Raw genomic sequence first — 14195 nt, 5'->3', positions numbered from 1 at the left:
CGCGCGTCTGCGCTCCGGTGGTCCTCGCGCCGCCCTCGCACCCCGCGGCGTCAGCGCAGCGCGCGCACCAGGTGGTCGCCGAGCCGCCTGCTCGCCGCCGCCGCGGCGTCCGCGTCGCCCCGGCAGACCGCATCCACGATGGCCGCGTGCTCGTCGAGGTCGGCGCCGATCGGGCTGTCGTCGCCCGTCTCGAAGGTCGCGAGTTCGCGGGCGGCCCGGTCGAGCACCGGCGCGAACTGTTCGAACAGCGCCACGATGACCGGGTTCCCCGAGGCGTCCACGATCGCCCGGTGCAGCTCGACGTCGGCCGCGGCGAACGCGTCAGGGCCGGCGGAGTGGGCTGCCGTGCGACGCCGTTCGGCGGTGCGCAGCGCATCCACGGCGGCCGGCCCGATGCGGAGGGCGGCCAGGCGCGCGGCCTCCGCCTCGAGCGCGACCCTCGCCTCGAAGACGTCTGCCAGCTCGGCGCGGCTGAGGAGGCGCTGCACCTCGGATTCGGCGACGAGCGCGAGGACGTAGACGCCGTCACCCTGCCGCGGCGCCACCAGGCCGCGCGCGGCGAGCGTGCGGATCGCCTCGCGGACCGTCGAGCGGCCGACGCCGTACGACTCGGCCAGCGACTTCTCCGACGGCAGGCGTGCATCCACAGCCCACTCGCCGTCCGCGAGTCGTGCTGTCAGATCGTCCGCGACCCGGAGGGGAAGGGATGCGCGGTCGAGCGTTCGATCAGCCATGACTGCCTCCACTTGTCTGATGACCTGATTAATTCTATGCTGGCCAGATCATGTTCCGTCTCACGCTGCTCCTCCTCCTTCGTCGCCACGACGCGCGTTAGCCGAGACCGAGCGCCGTCGTGGGGGTATCGCGACGGTCGCAGGACACTTCTCGAAGGACAGCAGAACATGAATGCCAGAACGACCAGCACGACCAACCCGACCTGGAACCTGCAGACCCCCAGCGGGATGCCGTACCGCAAATACCGTTCGCCGCACGACCGCGTGGCGTTGCCGGAACTCGCCGACCGCCGTTGGCCGGACGCGCGGCTCACCGAGGCGCCGCTCTGGGTTCCGGTCGACCTGCGCGACGGCAACCAAGCGCTCGCCGACCCGATGGATGCGGCACGGAAGCGCCGCATGTTCGACCTGTATGTGCGCATGGGCTACAAGGAGATCGAGGTCGGCTATCCGTCGGCCAGCGCCACCGACTACGGTTTCGTGCGCGAACTCGCCACCGGTGATGCCGTGCCCGACGACGTCACCGTGGTGGTGTTCACCGCGGCACGGAGCGACCTCATCCGGCGCACCATCGAGTCGGTGCGCGGACTGCGGAAGGTCGTCATGCACGTGTACATCGCGACGGCGCCGCTCTGGCGGGAGGTCGTGATCGGCCGGGGCAGACACGAGCTCACCCGGACCGTGCTCGCCGCGGCGGAGGAGATGCAGCGCGGTGCAGACACCCTGCGCGGAACGTCCACCCGGTTCCAGTTCTCGCCGGAGGTCTTCAACCTCACCGAGTCCGACTTCGTCCTAGACCTGTGCAACGGCCTCACCGCGTTCTGGGACGCATCGCCGGAACGGCCCGTCACGATCAACCTGCCGGCCACGATGGAGATCGGCACCCCCAACCTCTACGCCGACCAGATCGAGTACGCCGACCGCCACCTGGAGCGGCGCTCGGGCGTCATCCTGTCCATCCACCCGCACAACGACAGAGGAACGGGCGTCGCCGCCGCCGAACTGGCCATGCTCGCCGGGGCGCAAAGGGTCGAAGGCTGCGTGTTCGGCAACGGCGAGCGAACGGGAAACGTGGACATCGCGACGCTGGCGCTCAACCTGTACTCGCAAGGCGTCGACCCGGGCATCGACTTCTCGGACATCGACGCGGTGCGGGCGGTCGTGGAGGAGTGCACGCGCATCCCGGTGCATCCCCGTCATCCGTACGTCGGCGAGTATGCGTACACGGCGTTCTCCGGCACCCACCAGGATGCGATCAAGAAGGGCTTCGCGGCGCGCGCGGCGGAGCTGGAGACGGTGCAGGATGCGTCCGATCACCCGTGGAACGTGCCGTACCTGCACATCGACCCGGTGGATGTGGGCCGCGACTACGAAGCGGTGGTGCGGGTGAACTCGCAGTCGGGCAAGGGCGGGATCGCGTATGTGCTGAGCGCCGATCACGGGATCGAGCTGCCGCGTGCAGTGCAGGTGGAGTTCGCGGGCGTGGTGCAGCGGCGGGTGGACGCCACCGGGGTGGAGATCACGAGCGTGGAGATCGTGCGGCTGTTCGAGGAGATGTATGTGGGGGACGCGGTGGAGGTGGGTGGCGCTGTGGTCGAGCGGGTCGATGGTGGGCGCTACAGGTTCCTTCGAGTGGTGACAGGGGAGGCGGAGCGCTGGGTGGCGGTGCCGAGCGCGGAGTGACGGGCCCGGCCCCCCGCATCCATCGCCCGCGTGCGCGGGTCGTCGTACGCTGGAAGCATGGCGAAAGGTCAGGAGCACGGGGACTCCCGGGTCGAGGCCGCACGCTACCTGGTCGACCGTCTGGTCGACGAGGAGCGGCGGCAGGCGGGGGAGGAGCCGCGGGAGGAGAAGGAACCGAGCAACACCGGGGCGCCGACGATGGATCAGCGTGCGCACGTCGTGGAGAACGCCATCCAGCAGGCCATCCGGCGCGGCGAGTTCGACAACCTCCCCGGTGCGGGCAAGCCGCTCGAGAACCTCACCGGCACGCACGATCCCGACTGGTGGATCCGGCGCAAGATCGAACGCGAACGCCTCACCGGCCTCGGCCCGCCAGCGCTCACCCTGCGCACCGAGAACGAGCAGCTGGACGCGAAACTGGATGCGACGGGGTCGGAGGCGCGCGTGCGCGAGATCCTCGGCGACTTCAACAAGCGCGTCGTCGAGGCGCGGCGGCAACTGCAGGGCGGTCCACCGGTCGTCACGCCGATCAGGGACGTGGATGCGGAGGTCGCGCGCTGGCGGGACCGTCGCGCCGCGCGCGTCCGGGCCGCTCACGAGGAGCGAGAGCGGCAGGAGGCGGAGACCGAGGCGCTGACCTGGCGCGAGCGCCGGGCGCGGCGGCTCGCGGAGCGGCGGCGGCCGGGGCGCGACGGCGAGTAGGGCGTCTCGGACACCATGCGTCTCGGGCACCACGCGTCTCGGGCACCACGCGTCTCGGATACCACGCGTCTCGGACACTCCGCGTCTCGGACACCGACGCCCTGCGCCGGCCGCCCGCCCTACTCGGTGAGGTGCTGGTGCGGGTTGGTGAACGTGATCTGGTCGGCGGTGACGCCGACGAGTCCGAGGGTCACCTTGAGGAGTTGCGGGGGGAGGCCGTCGGCCGGGGGAGGCGTGCTGGCGCCGAGGGTGAGCGACTTTCCGTCTTTCCCGGTCGCGGTGACGGAGTCGAGGTAGACCTGCACGTTTCCGCGGAGGCGCATCCGGTCGGCGGTGGTCGCCAGGATCGGTCCTGTCGCCTTCCGGACGGTGAGGCTGAAGCCGTCGATGGTGATCTCGTCGGCGGCGAGCTTCAGCACCGGGATGCGGGTGCCGTCGGCGAGCGGGATGGTCACGACGCTGAGCGAGCGCAGACCGGCGAACGAGAGGGAGGAGCTGCCGAGCTGCGCGGGCGGCTGGGTGAAGACCGGGGCGGCGGTGTCCGGGCCGGCGGGCGGCGCGGGGGTCGCAGGGGCCGCCGGGGTGCCCGGGGTCGGCTTCGGTGTGGGGGAGGGCGTGGTGCCGGGGCTGGCCGGGGCCCCAGGGATTCCTGGTACGCCGGGCACGCCGGAGCCGCCCGTCGGTGTCGGTGTCGGGCTGGGCGTCGGTGTGCTGCAGTCCATCAGCAACGGGATGCACCACGAGCCCTCCGGCACGATCATCGGCGCGCGGGCGAACCCGAACCCGACGACCGCGACGGCGAGGAACACGGCGAGCGTTCCCCGCATCCCGCGGCGGCTGGGGTGATCGCGGCGGCTGTGGTGGTCTCGGGCGCTGGGGTGATCGCGGCGGCTCAGGATGCTGCCCCTTCGTCGGCCCCTTCGTCGGCGAGGTGGACGGCGGGGTCGCCCGCGGGGACGCCACCTGCCTCGTCGCTCGTGAGCGGCATCCACGCGACCGCGAGCACACCGCCGACGGTGCTCAGCAGCATCCCGATGAAGAAGCCGCCGAGGTTCACCCCGACCAGCGAATACACCGCGACCACCAGTGCGATCACGCCGTAGAAGATGCGGTGGGCTGGCATGGTGACGATGAGCACGCCGAGGAGCACCAGCACGATCGGGATGATCGTCGCCTGCACCCCCTCGATGCCGAGCTGCACGTGGATCTTGCCGATGTCCAGCTGGCCGGAGAAGAACAGCTCGACGCCGCCGAGCGCGATCAGCAGGCCGCCGAGGAACGGACGCTGCCTGCGCCAGTGGGAGAAGCGGGACCAGGCGGTGGGGGTGGGGGTGGTGGAGTCGCGGTCGGAGGTGGAGGCGTGTTCGGCGCGGCCAGCGCGCGCCCGGCGCCCACCGACCGCACCCGCATCCCCGGTCGCGTTCAGAAGCATCCCTTGGATCCGTCCGTCAGCTGCACGTGCATCCCGGTCAGCGTGAACACCGACGCCTGGGTGCTCCACGCGGTCTGCTGCAGGTTGGCGATCTTCACCGTGTCCGCATCCTGGGCGAAGTCGCCCACCCCGCCTTTCGCGGCCGTGTTGACCGTGGAGGCGTCGACGCCGATCCGGATGTTGCCGAAGGTCGAGTCGCCTTTGAGGTCGGTCATCCCGATCTGCAGGTCGGAGGCGCTGGCCGGGGATCCGCCGCCGCCCGCCGTGATGAGGAGGCCGACCTTGCCCATCGGCGTGTCCGTGACGACCGACTGGCAGAGGTCGGCGAGTGTCGCCGATTTGATGTTGGCGATGGCGACCTGGTGGTCTTTGCCCGCCGTGTCGGGGGCGACGCCCGCGTACTGGCTGAAGCCGGTCCCGTCGAGCTGCGATGCGCTGATCTGGAACTGGCTGCCGGACACCGCGAACGACACGGGAACGGCGCCGTTGGCGACTCCGGCCATCAGCAGAGACGACACCACGGCCACGGGGACGGCAGCGAGCACGACCCGTCCGGTGTGGGAGCGGGTGAGTGAGCGGAACTTCATCGATCCTCCTCGTTTTGGGGTATTGACAGCGGCGGTGCTGGTCAGGTCGGAACCCCACGAGCGAGCATATTCACTATTGACGACTTGTCAATAGAGCGCGGGATGCGGGTGGCTAGGCTCGTCGCATGGAGATCGACCGGCGCACCCGCCTGACCCCGGATGAACGCCGGGCCCAGCTGGTCGCGCTCGGCGTCGCGTTCCTGGTCGACAACCCGCTGGATGCGCTCACCATCGAAGGCCTGTCCGCCCAGGCCGGCGTGTCGCGGGCACTGCTGTTCCACTACTTCGGAACGAAGCAGGGGCTGCACCGCGAGGTGGTGCGCACGGCACGCGACAGTATGTTGCGCGCGACGCAGCCGCAGGAGGACCTGCCGCCGCTCGACCGGCTGCACGACACCCTCAGCAGGATCGTCCAGTTCGTGCGCGACCACCGCGGCACGTTCTACTCGCTGGTGCGCGGCGTGGCCAGCGGGGACACCGAGGTGCGCGAGGTGGTCGAGGAGGCGCGCACGGAGCAGGCGGAGCGGGTGATCGCGGTGTTCGTCGAGCTCGGCGTCCCCGATACCGAGCTGCTACGCATCGCGCTGCGGTCGTGGGTCGCGTTCGCGGAGGAGGCGCTGGTGCGCACCGCCCTCGGCACCGACCTGGCCTCGGACGAGGTGGTCGCGTTCCTGGAGCGCAGCGCGCGCGCCGTCGTCGCCGCCCTCTGAAGCGCCCGCTGGCATCGCGCGCGCGCCTCCTGCGCCGAGATGCCAGTAACTGTCGCGCATCCCGGGCGTTTCGCGACAGTTACTGGCATCTCGCGGGATGGGGCGGGCGGCCGGGGCCGGGTCAGGCGGTGGAGCCGCGGGCGATGAGGGTCGCGATGAGGTCGGGTGGCGGGCCGGCGGCCGGGCCGGCGGCCGGGCCGTCGGCGGCGTCGGCGCCGTCGATCTGCGCGACGAGCCGGCGCGCCGCGGCGCGGCCGAGCGGCTCGCCGGGGAGCCGCACCGTGGTCAGCGGCGGCGCCGTCACGCGCGAGTACGGCAGGTCGTCGAAGCCGGTCACCGCCACGTCGCCCGGCACCGACAGTCCGGATGCGCGCGCCGCTTCGAGCACGCCGTACGCGTGCGTGTCCGTCGCACACACCACCGCCGTCACCCCGTCGGCGCGCCACTCCGGCCACGCCGCGCCGAAGGCCGCCGCCGCCGCGCCGAGCTCGATGATGCTGCGGGCCGCATCCGGGGCGCTCATGGTCATCCCGTTGCGTTCGGCTGCTGCGGTGAGCTGCTCGCGGCGCAGCTGGAAGGTGCGGGTGTCCGTGATGCTGTCGAGGTAGCCGAGCGCGCGGTGGCCGCGGGAGGCGAGGTGCGCGGCGAGCGCGTCGATCGCGTCGCGCATGTCGTAGTTGACGGCGGCGACGTCCGTGCGCAGCTCCGGCGCATCCAGGACCACCAGGGGAGCGTCGTCCCCGAGCTCGTCGAGGAACGCGTCGGAGGGCGCATCCACCAGGTAGCCGGCCGGCCGCAGCCCGGCGAACCTGCGCACGTCGGAGGCGGACGGCTGCACCCCGCTCTCCGTCACGGACAGCACGAGCTGGAAGCGCGGGCCGAGCTCCTGCTCGATGCCCTGGATCACCGAGCCGAAGAACGGGTTCGATAGGTCGGGGGCGACGAGCACGACGAGGTCGGACCGTCCGCGGGCGAGCGCGCTCGCCCCCTGGTCGACCACGTAGCCGAGTTCGGCGACCGAGGCGCGCACCCGCTCGATGTTGGCGGGGGAGACCCGCCCGTCCGTCTTGCCGTTGAGCACGAGCGACACCGTCGCCACCGAGAGCCCGGCGTGCGCGGCCACCTGCGCGGCCGTCACCCTGGTCGTCGCCCGGGATGCGCGGGGTGCGCTGGATGCGCCTGATGCGCGGGATGCTCGGGATGGGCGGGGCATACGTCGATGCTATCGGCGGGCGATTTCACGTCAAGCGCTTAACGTGATAAGCATTAAGCGCTTAACTCATCCCCCGACGAAGTGGAGCCCCCGTGGCCAATCCGGGCAAGAAAATCATCCTCGACTGCGACCCAGGGCACGATGACGCCATCGCGATGCTGCTGGCGCACGGCAACCCAGACATCGAGCTGCTCGCCGTCACCACCGTGGTCGGCAACCAGACGCTGCCGAAGGTCACGCGCAACGCGCTCGCCGTCGCCGAGATCGCCGGAATGATCGGCGTCCCGATCGCCGCCGGAGCGACCCGCCCGCTCGTGCGCATCATCGAGAACGCGCCGGACATCCACGGAGACTCCGGCATGGACGGCCCCGTCCTCCCCGAGCCGACCACCCAGGTGGATGCGCGTCACGCGGTCGACCTGATCATCGACACGATCATGTCCAACGAGCCGGGCACCGTCACCCTCGTGCCGACCGGCGGCCTCACCAACATCGCGCTGGCCGTGCGCAAGGAGCCGCGCATCGCCGAGCGCGTGAAGGAGGTCGTGCTCATGGGCGGCGGCTACCACGTCGGCAACTGGAGCGCCGTCGCGGAGTTCAACATCAAGATTGACCCGGAGGCGGCGCACATCGTCTTCAACGAGAGCTGGCCGGTGGTGATGGTCGGTCTCGACCTCACCCACCAGGCGCTCGCGACGCCCGACGTCGTCGCGGCGATCAGTGCGGTCGGCACGAAGCCCGCGCAGTTCGTCGTCGAACTGCTCGAGTTCTTCGGCCACACCTACAAGGAGGCGCAGGGCTTCGACGCCCCGCCCGTCCACGACCCGTGCGCCGTCGCGTACGTGATCGACCCGAGCATCGTCCGCACCGTCAAGGTGCCGATCGACATCGAGCTCACCGGCACGCTCACCCTCGGGATGACCGTGGCGGACTTCCGTGCGCCCGCACCGGAAGACTGCACCACCTGGGCGGCGACCGACCTCGACCACGAGCGCTTCTGGGCGCTCGTCGTCGACGCACTCGAGCGCATCGGGGAGGTCGGCGCATGAGCGGCCTGACCGCATCCACCGGCGCCACCCGCACCGGCTCCGGCCTGACCAGCGGCGGCAAGAGCCTCGCCGCCCTCACCGCCGCGCTGCTCGCCGCCTGCGTCGCGTTCCAGCTGAACGCGAGCATGCTGAGCCCGGTGCTCGTCACCATCGCGCACGAGCTGAAGACCGACGACGCCTCCGTCGGGCTGTCGCAGACCATGTTCTTCACGCTCGCCGCCCTGTTCTCGTTGTTCCTCCCGCGGCTCAGCGACATCGTCGGACGCAAGCGCATCCTGATCGGGATGCTCGTGGTGATGATGCTCGGAAGCGTCGTCGCCGCCCTGGCCGTCAACCTGCCGATGCTGTACGTCGGCCGCGCGATCCAGGGCGTCTCCGGGCCGGTCGTCCCCGTCTGCCTGCTGATGCTGCGCGCCGAGATCTCCGACCCGAAGAAGTACGGAGCGGCGATGGGCCTGCTCACCGCGGTCAATGGCGGCATCGCAGGTATCGACGCCATCGCGGGCGGCTGGCTCGCGACCACGCTCGGCTTCCGTTCCGTGTTCTGGGTCATCGCGGTGGTCTCGGTGATCGCCGTGGCGCTCGTCCTGATCTGGGGCGTCGAGTCGAAGCCGTCCGCCGGGACGCGGATGGACTGGTGGGGCGTCATCCCGCTCGTCGTCTCCATCGGCGCACTGCTGATGGCGCTCAACGAGGCGGGCAAGCTGGCCGCGGCCAACTGGGCGCTCGTCATCGGCGGCATCGTGCTGTCGCTGGTCGCGTTCGTGGTGTTCTGGTTCGTGGAGAAGCGCATCCGGGAGCCGCTGGTACCGCCGAAGTACCTGCGCCAGCGCAGCACCTGGGCCCTGCTGGTCACCACGCTGCTGACGATGACCGGTGTGTTCGCCGTCGTCAACGGGCTCGTCACCTCGATCGCCCAGAACGGCGACGCCGGGTTCGGGATGCAGGCCGACCTCGCGTCGCTCGCCTTCCTCACCCCGTATGCGATCGTCGGCTGGATCGTGGGCCCGTTCGCTGGACGCCTCGCGCCGACGCTCGGCTACCGCACCGTGCTGCGCGTCGGACTCGTCGGCAGCATCGTCGCGACTCTGATCATGGCGTTCGTCGGCGTGCACTCGATGCCGGTGCTCATCGTCGCGACCGTGCTGATCGGCGTCTGCTACGCCGGCATCGCGAACATCATGCTCAACGGCCTCGGCATCGTGCTCTCCCCGGCGGACAACCCGGGCTTCCTGCCCGGCCTCAACGCGGGGGCGTTCAACCTCGGCGCCGGCCTCAGCTTCGCGCTGCTTCCCGTGCTGCAGGTGGTCCTCAGCCCGGCCGGAAGCACCTCGACGGTCGGCTACAGCGCCGGGATGCTCGTGGGAGCGGCGATCACGGTCGTCGCCCTCGCGGTGTCGTTCCTCATCCCGAAGCCCGTCACGGCGGAGGCATGAGCGGCGGAGGCACGGGCGGCGGCCGCGGCGTCGTGATGAGAGGGTGGACGCATGACTGACTCGGGCATCCTGATCGTCGGGTCGCTGAACGCCGACCTGGTCGTGCGCACCGAGCGCTTCCCCGGACCGGGGGAGACCGTGCGCGGTTCGGAACTCGTGACCCTGCCGGGAGGCAAGGGCGCGAACCAGGCCGCGGCGGCCGCGCTGCTCGGCGGCGACGTCCGGATGCTCGGAGCCGTCGGCGCCGATGCCCACGGCGAGCTGCTGACCGGCTCGCTGCGCCGCGCGGGTGCCGACGTGGACGGCGTGCGCAGGATCAACGGCACAGCGACGGGCACGGCGATGATCACCGTGAACGCCGACGGCGAGAACACCATCGTCGTCAGCCCGGGCGCCAACGACCGGCTGACCGCCGACGATGTGCGCGACAGCGACGCCTTCGCGGGTCGCGGCGTGCTCGGGCTGTGCCTCGAGATCGACACGGCCGTCGTGGTCGCCGCCGCCCAGCGTGCGGCGGCCGACGGTGCGACCGTGCTGCTCAACCTCTCCCCGTACGCGGAGGTTCCGGACGCGCTGCTCGCGGCGACGCACGTGCTGCTCGTCAACGAGCACGAGGCGTCGACGCTGCTCGGCGTCGACGTGGAATCCGTGGACGCGGCGGAGGTCGCATCCCGGCTCGCCGGTCGAGGCATCCGGCGCGCGGTCATCACTCGCGGGTCGGAGGGCGCGTTCGTGTTCGACGACGGCGACCACACCACGGTGCCCGCGGTGCCGGTCTCCGCGGTCGACACCACGGGATGCGGCGACGCGTTCATGGGAGCGCTTGCGCTGCGCCTGGCCGCCGGGGAGACGCTCGCGGCCTCCGCGGCGTTCGCAGCCGTCGTCGGTGCGTACGCGGCCACCGGCCACGGCGCCCAGTCGTCGTACCCCACCATCGCCCAGCTGGAGGCCTTCCGCGCCTCCCGCTGACCCAAACAATCGAGCCGGGAGTTATGTACACGCCGCTCGCGGCCGTGAACAACTTCGGACTCGATGGTTTGGGGGCGCGGCGGGTCAGGCGTCGGGGTCGCGGGCGGCGTCGATGGCCGTGTCCGGGTCGGCGTCGATGTCGGCGGGGTCCGCGTGCTCGTCGTAGAGCGGGGAGGCCTCCCCGGGGGCGCCGCCGGTCGGGCCGTCGTTGCCGTCGCCGGCACCGGGCCAGACCGTCTCGCCGGCGACCGCGTCCGTGGTGACGAGGTCGTCCGCGAAGTCGGCGGCGGCGATCGGATCGTCCGCCGCGTAGTCGACGTCGCCGTCGGCCGGGTCCACCCAGCCTGCCGTGTCTCCGGCGTCCGCGTCGCCGAGCAGGTCGTCGTCGAGGCCGTCGATGCCGTCGTCCGGGATGCGGTCCATGGTGTTTCCCTTCGCCGTCCGTGCTGGTGTCCGTGCTGGTGCAGCGAACGCTACACCGCGCCGGCGAACGACAGAAGCGCCCGGTCAGAAGACCGGGCGCTCCCGTGCTGCGCTGCTGCGCGTGCTACTTCTTCGGCGTCGGGGTGGGGAAGGTCACGCTTCCGCTGGCACCGGCGTCCTTGACGGCCGTTCCGACGAACGACGCGAACGTGGTGGCGTCGGTGAAGCCGCCCGAGTATCGCTGGCCGTTCACGAACACGGTCGGCGTTCCGAAACCGTTCGCTCCCCGCAGCTGCGGGTCGCTGACCGCGGAGGCGGTGCGGTTCGTGACGAACTTCGCGAACCGCTGGTCGTTGACGCAGTCGGTGATCTGCTGCGACGAGACCCCCTTGTCCTTGAACAGCTTCAGCATCTCCGCGTTGGTCAAGCCGGAGCCTGTCTGCTCATCCGGCTGGTTGGCGAACAGGGCGCTGTTGATGTCGAAGAACTTGTCCGGCTGGTAGTTGGCGACACAGGATGCGGCTGCCGCAGCCCTGGTCGAGTACTTCTTGTTCGTGGACGAGTCCAGGATCGCGACCGGGTGGATCTCCAGGGTCGCCTGGCCGTCCGCCATCCACTGCTTCATCTGGTCGGAGTTCGTGGTCTCGAACTGGTTGCAGTACGGGCACTGGTAGTCGAGCCAGATCTGGATGTGCGCCGTCTTGCCGTCGAGTGTCTGCTTGGTCGGCGTCGGCTCGGCGCCCTTCGCGATGGCGGGCGTGGTCACCGCCTTGTCCGCCGCGGTGAGCAGGATGCCGCCGCTCTGCATGTTCTTCGGGTTGGCGACGTTGTTGGCCGCGTTGACCCCGGCGAAGATGAACCCGCCGACGATCGCGAGCACGGCGACGATCCCGACGATCACCGAACCCTGCACGATGATCTTGCGGCGCTTCGCCTTCTTGGCGGCTTCCTCGCGCATGAGGCGGGCGTGTTCTCTCGCCTCTTCCCGGCGGTCGCGTTTATTCGGCCCCGAAGCGCCCCTGCCTGTTGCCATTCGGCTCAATCCCATCAACGGTGAACAGTTCCGTGACGATGTTATTGGCTCAATGCTTTGAAGGGGCTGTGCCGGTGCCGTAGCGTTGCAGAGATGCGAGACGAAGGTGGGCGACTGTGACGGCAGCGAAAGCCGAAGAGCCGGGAGGCTCCGGCAGCGGAACGGCCGGCCTCGATTACGCCGAGCGACTCCGCAGGCTCGACAACTCCTGGTGGAGGAGGACGCTCAACGTCCAGGCGCCGTACCGGTACAATATCCGGCACATGCACCTCGGCAGGGTCCTCGACATCGGTTGCGGTCTCGGCCGCAACCTCGCCCACCTCGGCAACAACGGCGTCGGCGTCGACCACAACCCCGAGTCGATCGCGACCGCACGCGCCCGCGGCCTCACGGCGTTCACGAGCGACGAGTTCCCGTCCTCTCCGTATGCGGTGCCCGGCAGCTTCGACGCCGCCCTCGTCGCGCACGTGGTCGAGCACCTGGATCCCGACTTCGCGGTGGAGCTCATCCAGAGCTACCTGCCGTATGTGCGTTCGGGCGGGCAGGTGGCGTTCATCACGCCGCAGGAGCGCGGATATCGCAGCGACGCGACGCACGTGACGTTCGTCGACTTCGACGGCCTGCGCGAACTGAGTGTGAAGCTCGGGCTGACGCCGATCCGGCAGTACTCGTTCCCGTTCCCTCGGGCCGCGGGCAAGGCGTTCCCGTACAACGAGTTCGTGATGCTGGCGCGCAAGCCGTAGCGAGACGAAGCGGTCCTCAGCTCGCCGGCGTGAACGCCACGTCTTCCACCCGCGAGCGCGGCATCGACGCCCCGGCGGCAATGGTCAGCGCCGAGACCACCGCGACGGACACGAACACCGCGGTCGCCGCGGCCTGCACCGTCGCCGGGTCGTGCTCGCCGCCCGCCGAGCCGGCGATGATCGAGTTGGCGATCGCGCCGAAGACCGCGACTCCGACCGCGCTGCCGATCGAGCGGGCGAACATATTGGTGCCCGTCACGACGCCTCGCTCGTTCCAGTCGACGCTCGACTGGGCAGCGATGAGGGTCGGGGTGGCGATGAGGCCCATCCCGAGGCCGACGATGAAGCAGCTGATCGCGACGAACGCGACGCTCGGGTGCACGCTGGTCGCCGCGAGCGTGATCGCCCCGACGAGCGCGATGGCCGAGCCGAGCAGTGCCGTGTTGCGGAAGCCGATGCGCAGGTAGAAGCGTCCGGACTGGGAGGCGGCGATCGGCCAGCCGATGGTGAGCGCCGCGACCGCCAGGCCGGAGATGAGGGGCGTGACGTGCACCGTTCCTTCGAGGTAGGTCGGCACGTAGGAGGTGAGCCCGATCAGGATCGCGCCGACGCCGAGCGACACCAGCGTGGTCGTCACCAGCAGCCGCCGCGAGAACACCCAGAGCGGGAGCACGGGTTCCGCCGCGCGCCGCTCGACCAGCACGAACGCCACCAGGATGAGGCCGCCCAGCACGAACGAGCCGATGCTCCACACCGAGTTCCAGGCCCAGCCGGTCCCGCCTTCGAGCACCGCCAGGATGAGCAGCGTCATGCCGGAGGTGAGCAGGATCGAGCCGGCGTAGTCGATCCGGTGCTTCCGTCGTTCGATCTTCTCGTGGAAGGTGCGCATCAGCATCCACCCGGCCAGGATGCACAGGGGCACGTTGACGAAGAAGATCCACCTCCACGAGGTGAACTCGGAGAACAACCCGCCGAGCGTCGGCCCGACCACCGAGGAGATCGCCCAGACGCTCGCCAGGTAGCCCTGCGCCTTGGCGCGCTCCGCGACGGTGTAGATGTCTCCGGCGATGGTGACGGCCATCGGCTGGATGGCTCCGGCGCCGAGGCCCTGCACGGCGCGGAACGCGATGAGGGCCGGCATGCTCCAGGCGAACCCGCACAGCACGGAGCCGACCAGGAACAGCCCGATGCCGATCAGGACGATCGGCTTGCGCCCGATGGTGTCGGACAGCTTGGCGTAGAGCGGGACGGAGACGGCCTGCGCGAGCAGGTACACCGAGAACAGCCAGGGGAACTGCGAGAACCCGCCGAGGTCGGCGACGATCGACGGGACGGCCGTGGCCAGGATGGTCGAGTCGATGGCCACCAGTCCGGTGGTCAGCATCAGCGCGATCAGGATGGGCCCTCGCTCGGACCGGAACCCGATATTGGCCGTGGTGGTGCTCGACATCGCTCTCCCGCTCTGTTGCGTTCGTTAACGT

The 14195-nt window shown here is 70.4% G+C and carries 15 protein-coding genes; 7 read left to right on the top strand and 8 right to left on the bottom strand.

The annotated features are described in order from the left end of the window. Positions 1 to 50: 50 nt before the first annotated feature. Positions 51 to 734, bottom strand: a complete 684-nt coding sequence (locus HF024_RS13365; RefSeq protein ID WP_168689860.1) for an FCD domain-containing protein — start codon at positions 732 to 734, stop codon at positions 51 to 53. A 168-nt stretch (positions 735 to 902) separates the two neighbouring features. On the opposite strand from HF024_RS13365, the gene HF024_RS13360 reads away from it, so the two are divergent. Together HF024_RS13360 and HF024_RS13355 are read left to right on the top strand one after the other, a co-directional pair. Beyond that, a complete protein-coding gene (locus HF024_RS13360) occupies positions 903 to 2417 on the top strand; it encodes a 2-isopropylmalate synthase (protein WP_168689859.1) in 1515 nt (504 codons plus the stop codon). 57 nt (positions 2418 to 2474) lie between these two features. Further along, entirely contained in the window at positions 2475 to 3119 is a 645-nt protein-coding gene (locus tag HF024_RS13355) for a DUF1992 domain-containing protein (protein WP_168689858.1), read from the top strand. Positions 3120 to 3238: 119 nt separating this feature from the next. On the opposite strand, the gene HF024_RS13350 is transcribed toward HF024_RS13355, so the two are convergent. The 3 genes from HF024_RS13350 to HF024_RS13340 form a co-directional block, all read right to left on the bottom strand. Then, a complete protein-coding gene (locus HF024_RS13350; protein ID WP_168689857.1) occupies positions 3239 to 3946 on the bottom strand; it encodes a hypothetical protein in 708 nt (235 codons plus the stop codon). 65 nt (positions 3947 to 4011) lie between these two features. Continuing rightward, a complete protein-coding gene (locus tag HF024_RS13345) occupies positions 4012 to 4551 on the bottom strand; it encodes a DUF6114 domain-containing protein (protein WP_210723954.1) in 540 nt (179 codons plus the stop codon). Continuing rightward, on the bottom strand, positions 4542 to 5138 hold the full coding sequence (locus tag HF024_RS13340) for a DUF6230 family protein (RefSeq protein WP_168689856.1): 597 nt from the start codon (positions 5136 to 5138) through the stop codon (positions 4542 to 4544). Before HF024_RS13340 ends, HF024_RS13345 begins: the two co-directional genes overlap by 10 nt. Before the next feature lie 125 nt (positions 5139 to 5263). Between HF024_RS13340 and HF024_RS13335 the strand changes: the two genes are divergently transcribed. Beyond that, complete coding sequence (locus tag HF024_RS13335; protein ID WP_168689855.1) at positions 5264 to 5848, top strand: TetR/AcrR family transcriptional regulator; 585 nt, start codon at positions 5264 to 5266, stop codon at positions 5846 to 5848. 121 nt (positions 5849 to 5969) lie between these two features. On the opposite strand, the gene HF024_RS13330 is transcribed toward HF024_RS13335, so the two are convergent. Then, entirely contained in the window at positions 5970 to 7061 is a 1092-nt protein-coding gene (locus HF024_RS13330; RefSeq protein ID WP_168689854.1) for a LacI family DNA-binding transcriptional regulator, read from the bottom strand. A 92-nt stretch (positions 7062 to 7153) separates the two neighbouring features. On the opposite strand from HF024_RS13330, the gene HF024_RS13325 reads away from it, so the two are divergent. The 3 genes from HF024_RS13325 to HF024_RS13315 are packed head-to-tail and all read left to right on the top strand — an operon-like array spanning position 7154 to position 10515. Then, entirely contained in the window at positions 7154 to 8110 is a 957-nt protein-coding gene (locus HF024_RS13325; RefSeq protein WP_168689853.1) for a nucleoside hydrolase, read from the top strand. Positions 8111 to 8115: 5 nt separating this feature from the next. After that, a complete protein-coding gene (locus HF024_RS13320) occupies positions 8116 to 9546 on the top strand; it encodes an MFS transporter (RefSeq protein WP_247597444.1) in 1431 nt (476 codons plus the stop codon). Positions 9547 to 9597: 51 nt separating this feature from the next. Further along, entirely contained in the window at positions 9598 to 10515 is a 918-nt protein-coding gene (locus HF024_RS13315; RefSeq protein ID WP_168689851.1) for a ribokinase, read from the top strand. Positions 10516 to 10599: 84 nt separating this feature from the next. Here the strand turns inward: HF024_RS13315 and HF024_RS13310 are convergent, their stop codons facing one another. Both HF024_RS13310 and HF024_RS13305 read right to left on the bottom strand, forming a co-directional pair. Continuing rightward, positions 10600 to 10938 (bottom strand): hypothetical protein, encoded by a 339-nt coding sequence (locus tag HF024_RS13310; RefSeq protein ID WP_210723953.1) that lies wholly within the window; start codon positions 10936 to 10938, stop codon positions 10600 to 10602. Between the two features lie 124 nt (positions 10939 to 11062). Beyond that, positions 11063 to 11896, bottom strand: coding sequence for a thioredoxin domain-containing protein (locus HF024_RS13305; RefSeq protein WP_168689850.1), 834 nt, complete (start codon positions 11894 to 11896; stop codon positions 11063 to 11065). A 191-nt stretch (positions 11897 to 12087) separates the two neighbouring features. On the opposite strand from HF024_RS13305, the gene HF024_RS13300 reads away from it, so the two are divergent. Then, positions 12088 to 12714: a class I SAM-dependent methyltransferase gene (locus HF024_RS13300; protein WP_085369817.1), complete on the top strand. Its 627-nt coding sequence runs from the start codon at positions 12088 to 12090 to the stop codon at positions 12712 to 12714. 16 nt (positions 12715 to 12730) lie between these two features. Here the strand turns inward: HF024_RS13300 and HF024_RS13295 are convergent, their stop codons facing one another. Continuing rightward, entirely contained in the window at positions 12731 to 14164 is a 1434-nt protein-coding gene (locus HF024_RS13295) for an MDR family MFS transporter (protein WP_168689849.1), read from the bottom strand. Positions 14165 to 14195: the final 31 nt, after the last annotated feature.

Source organism: Leifsonia sp. PS1209, assembly GCF_012317045.1.
Taxonomy (GTDB): Bacteria; Actinomycetota; Actinomycetes; order Actinomycetales; family Microbacteriaceae; genus Leifsonia.
Note: the sequence above shows the minus strand (reverse complement) of the source record. Positions and strands in the feature narration are given on the sequence as shown.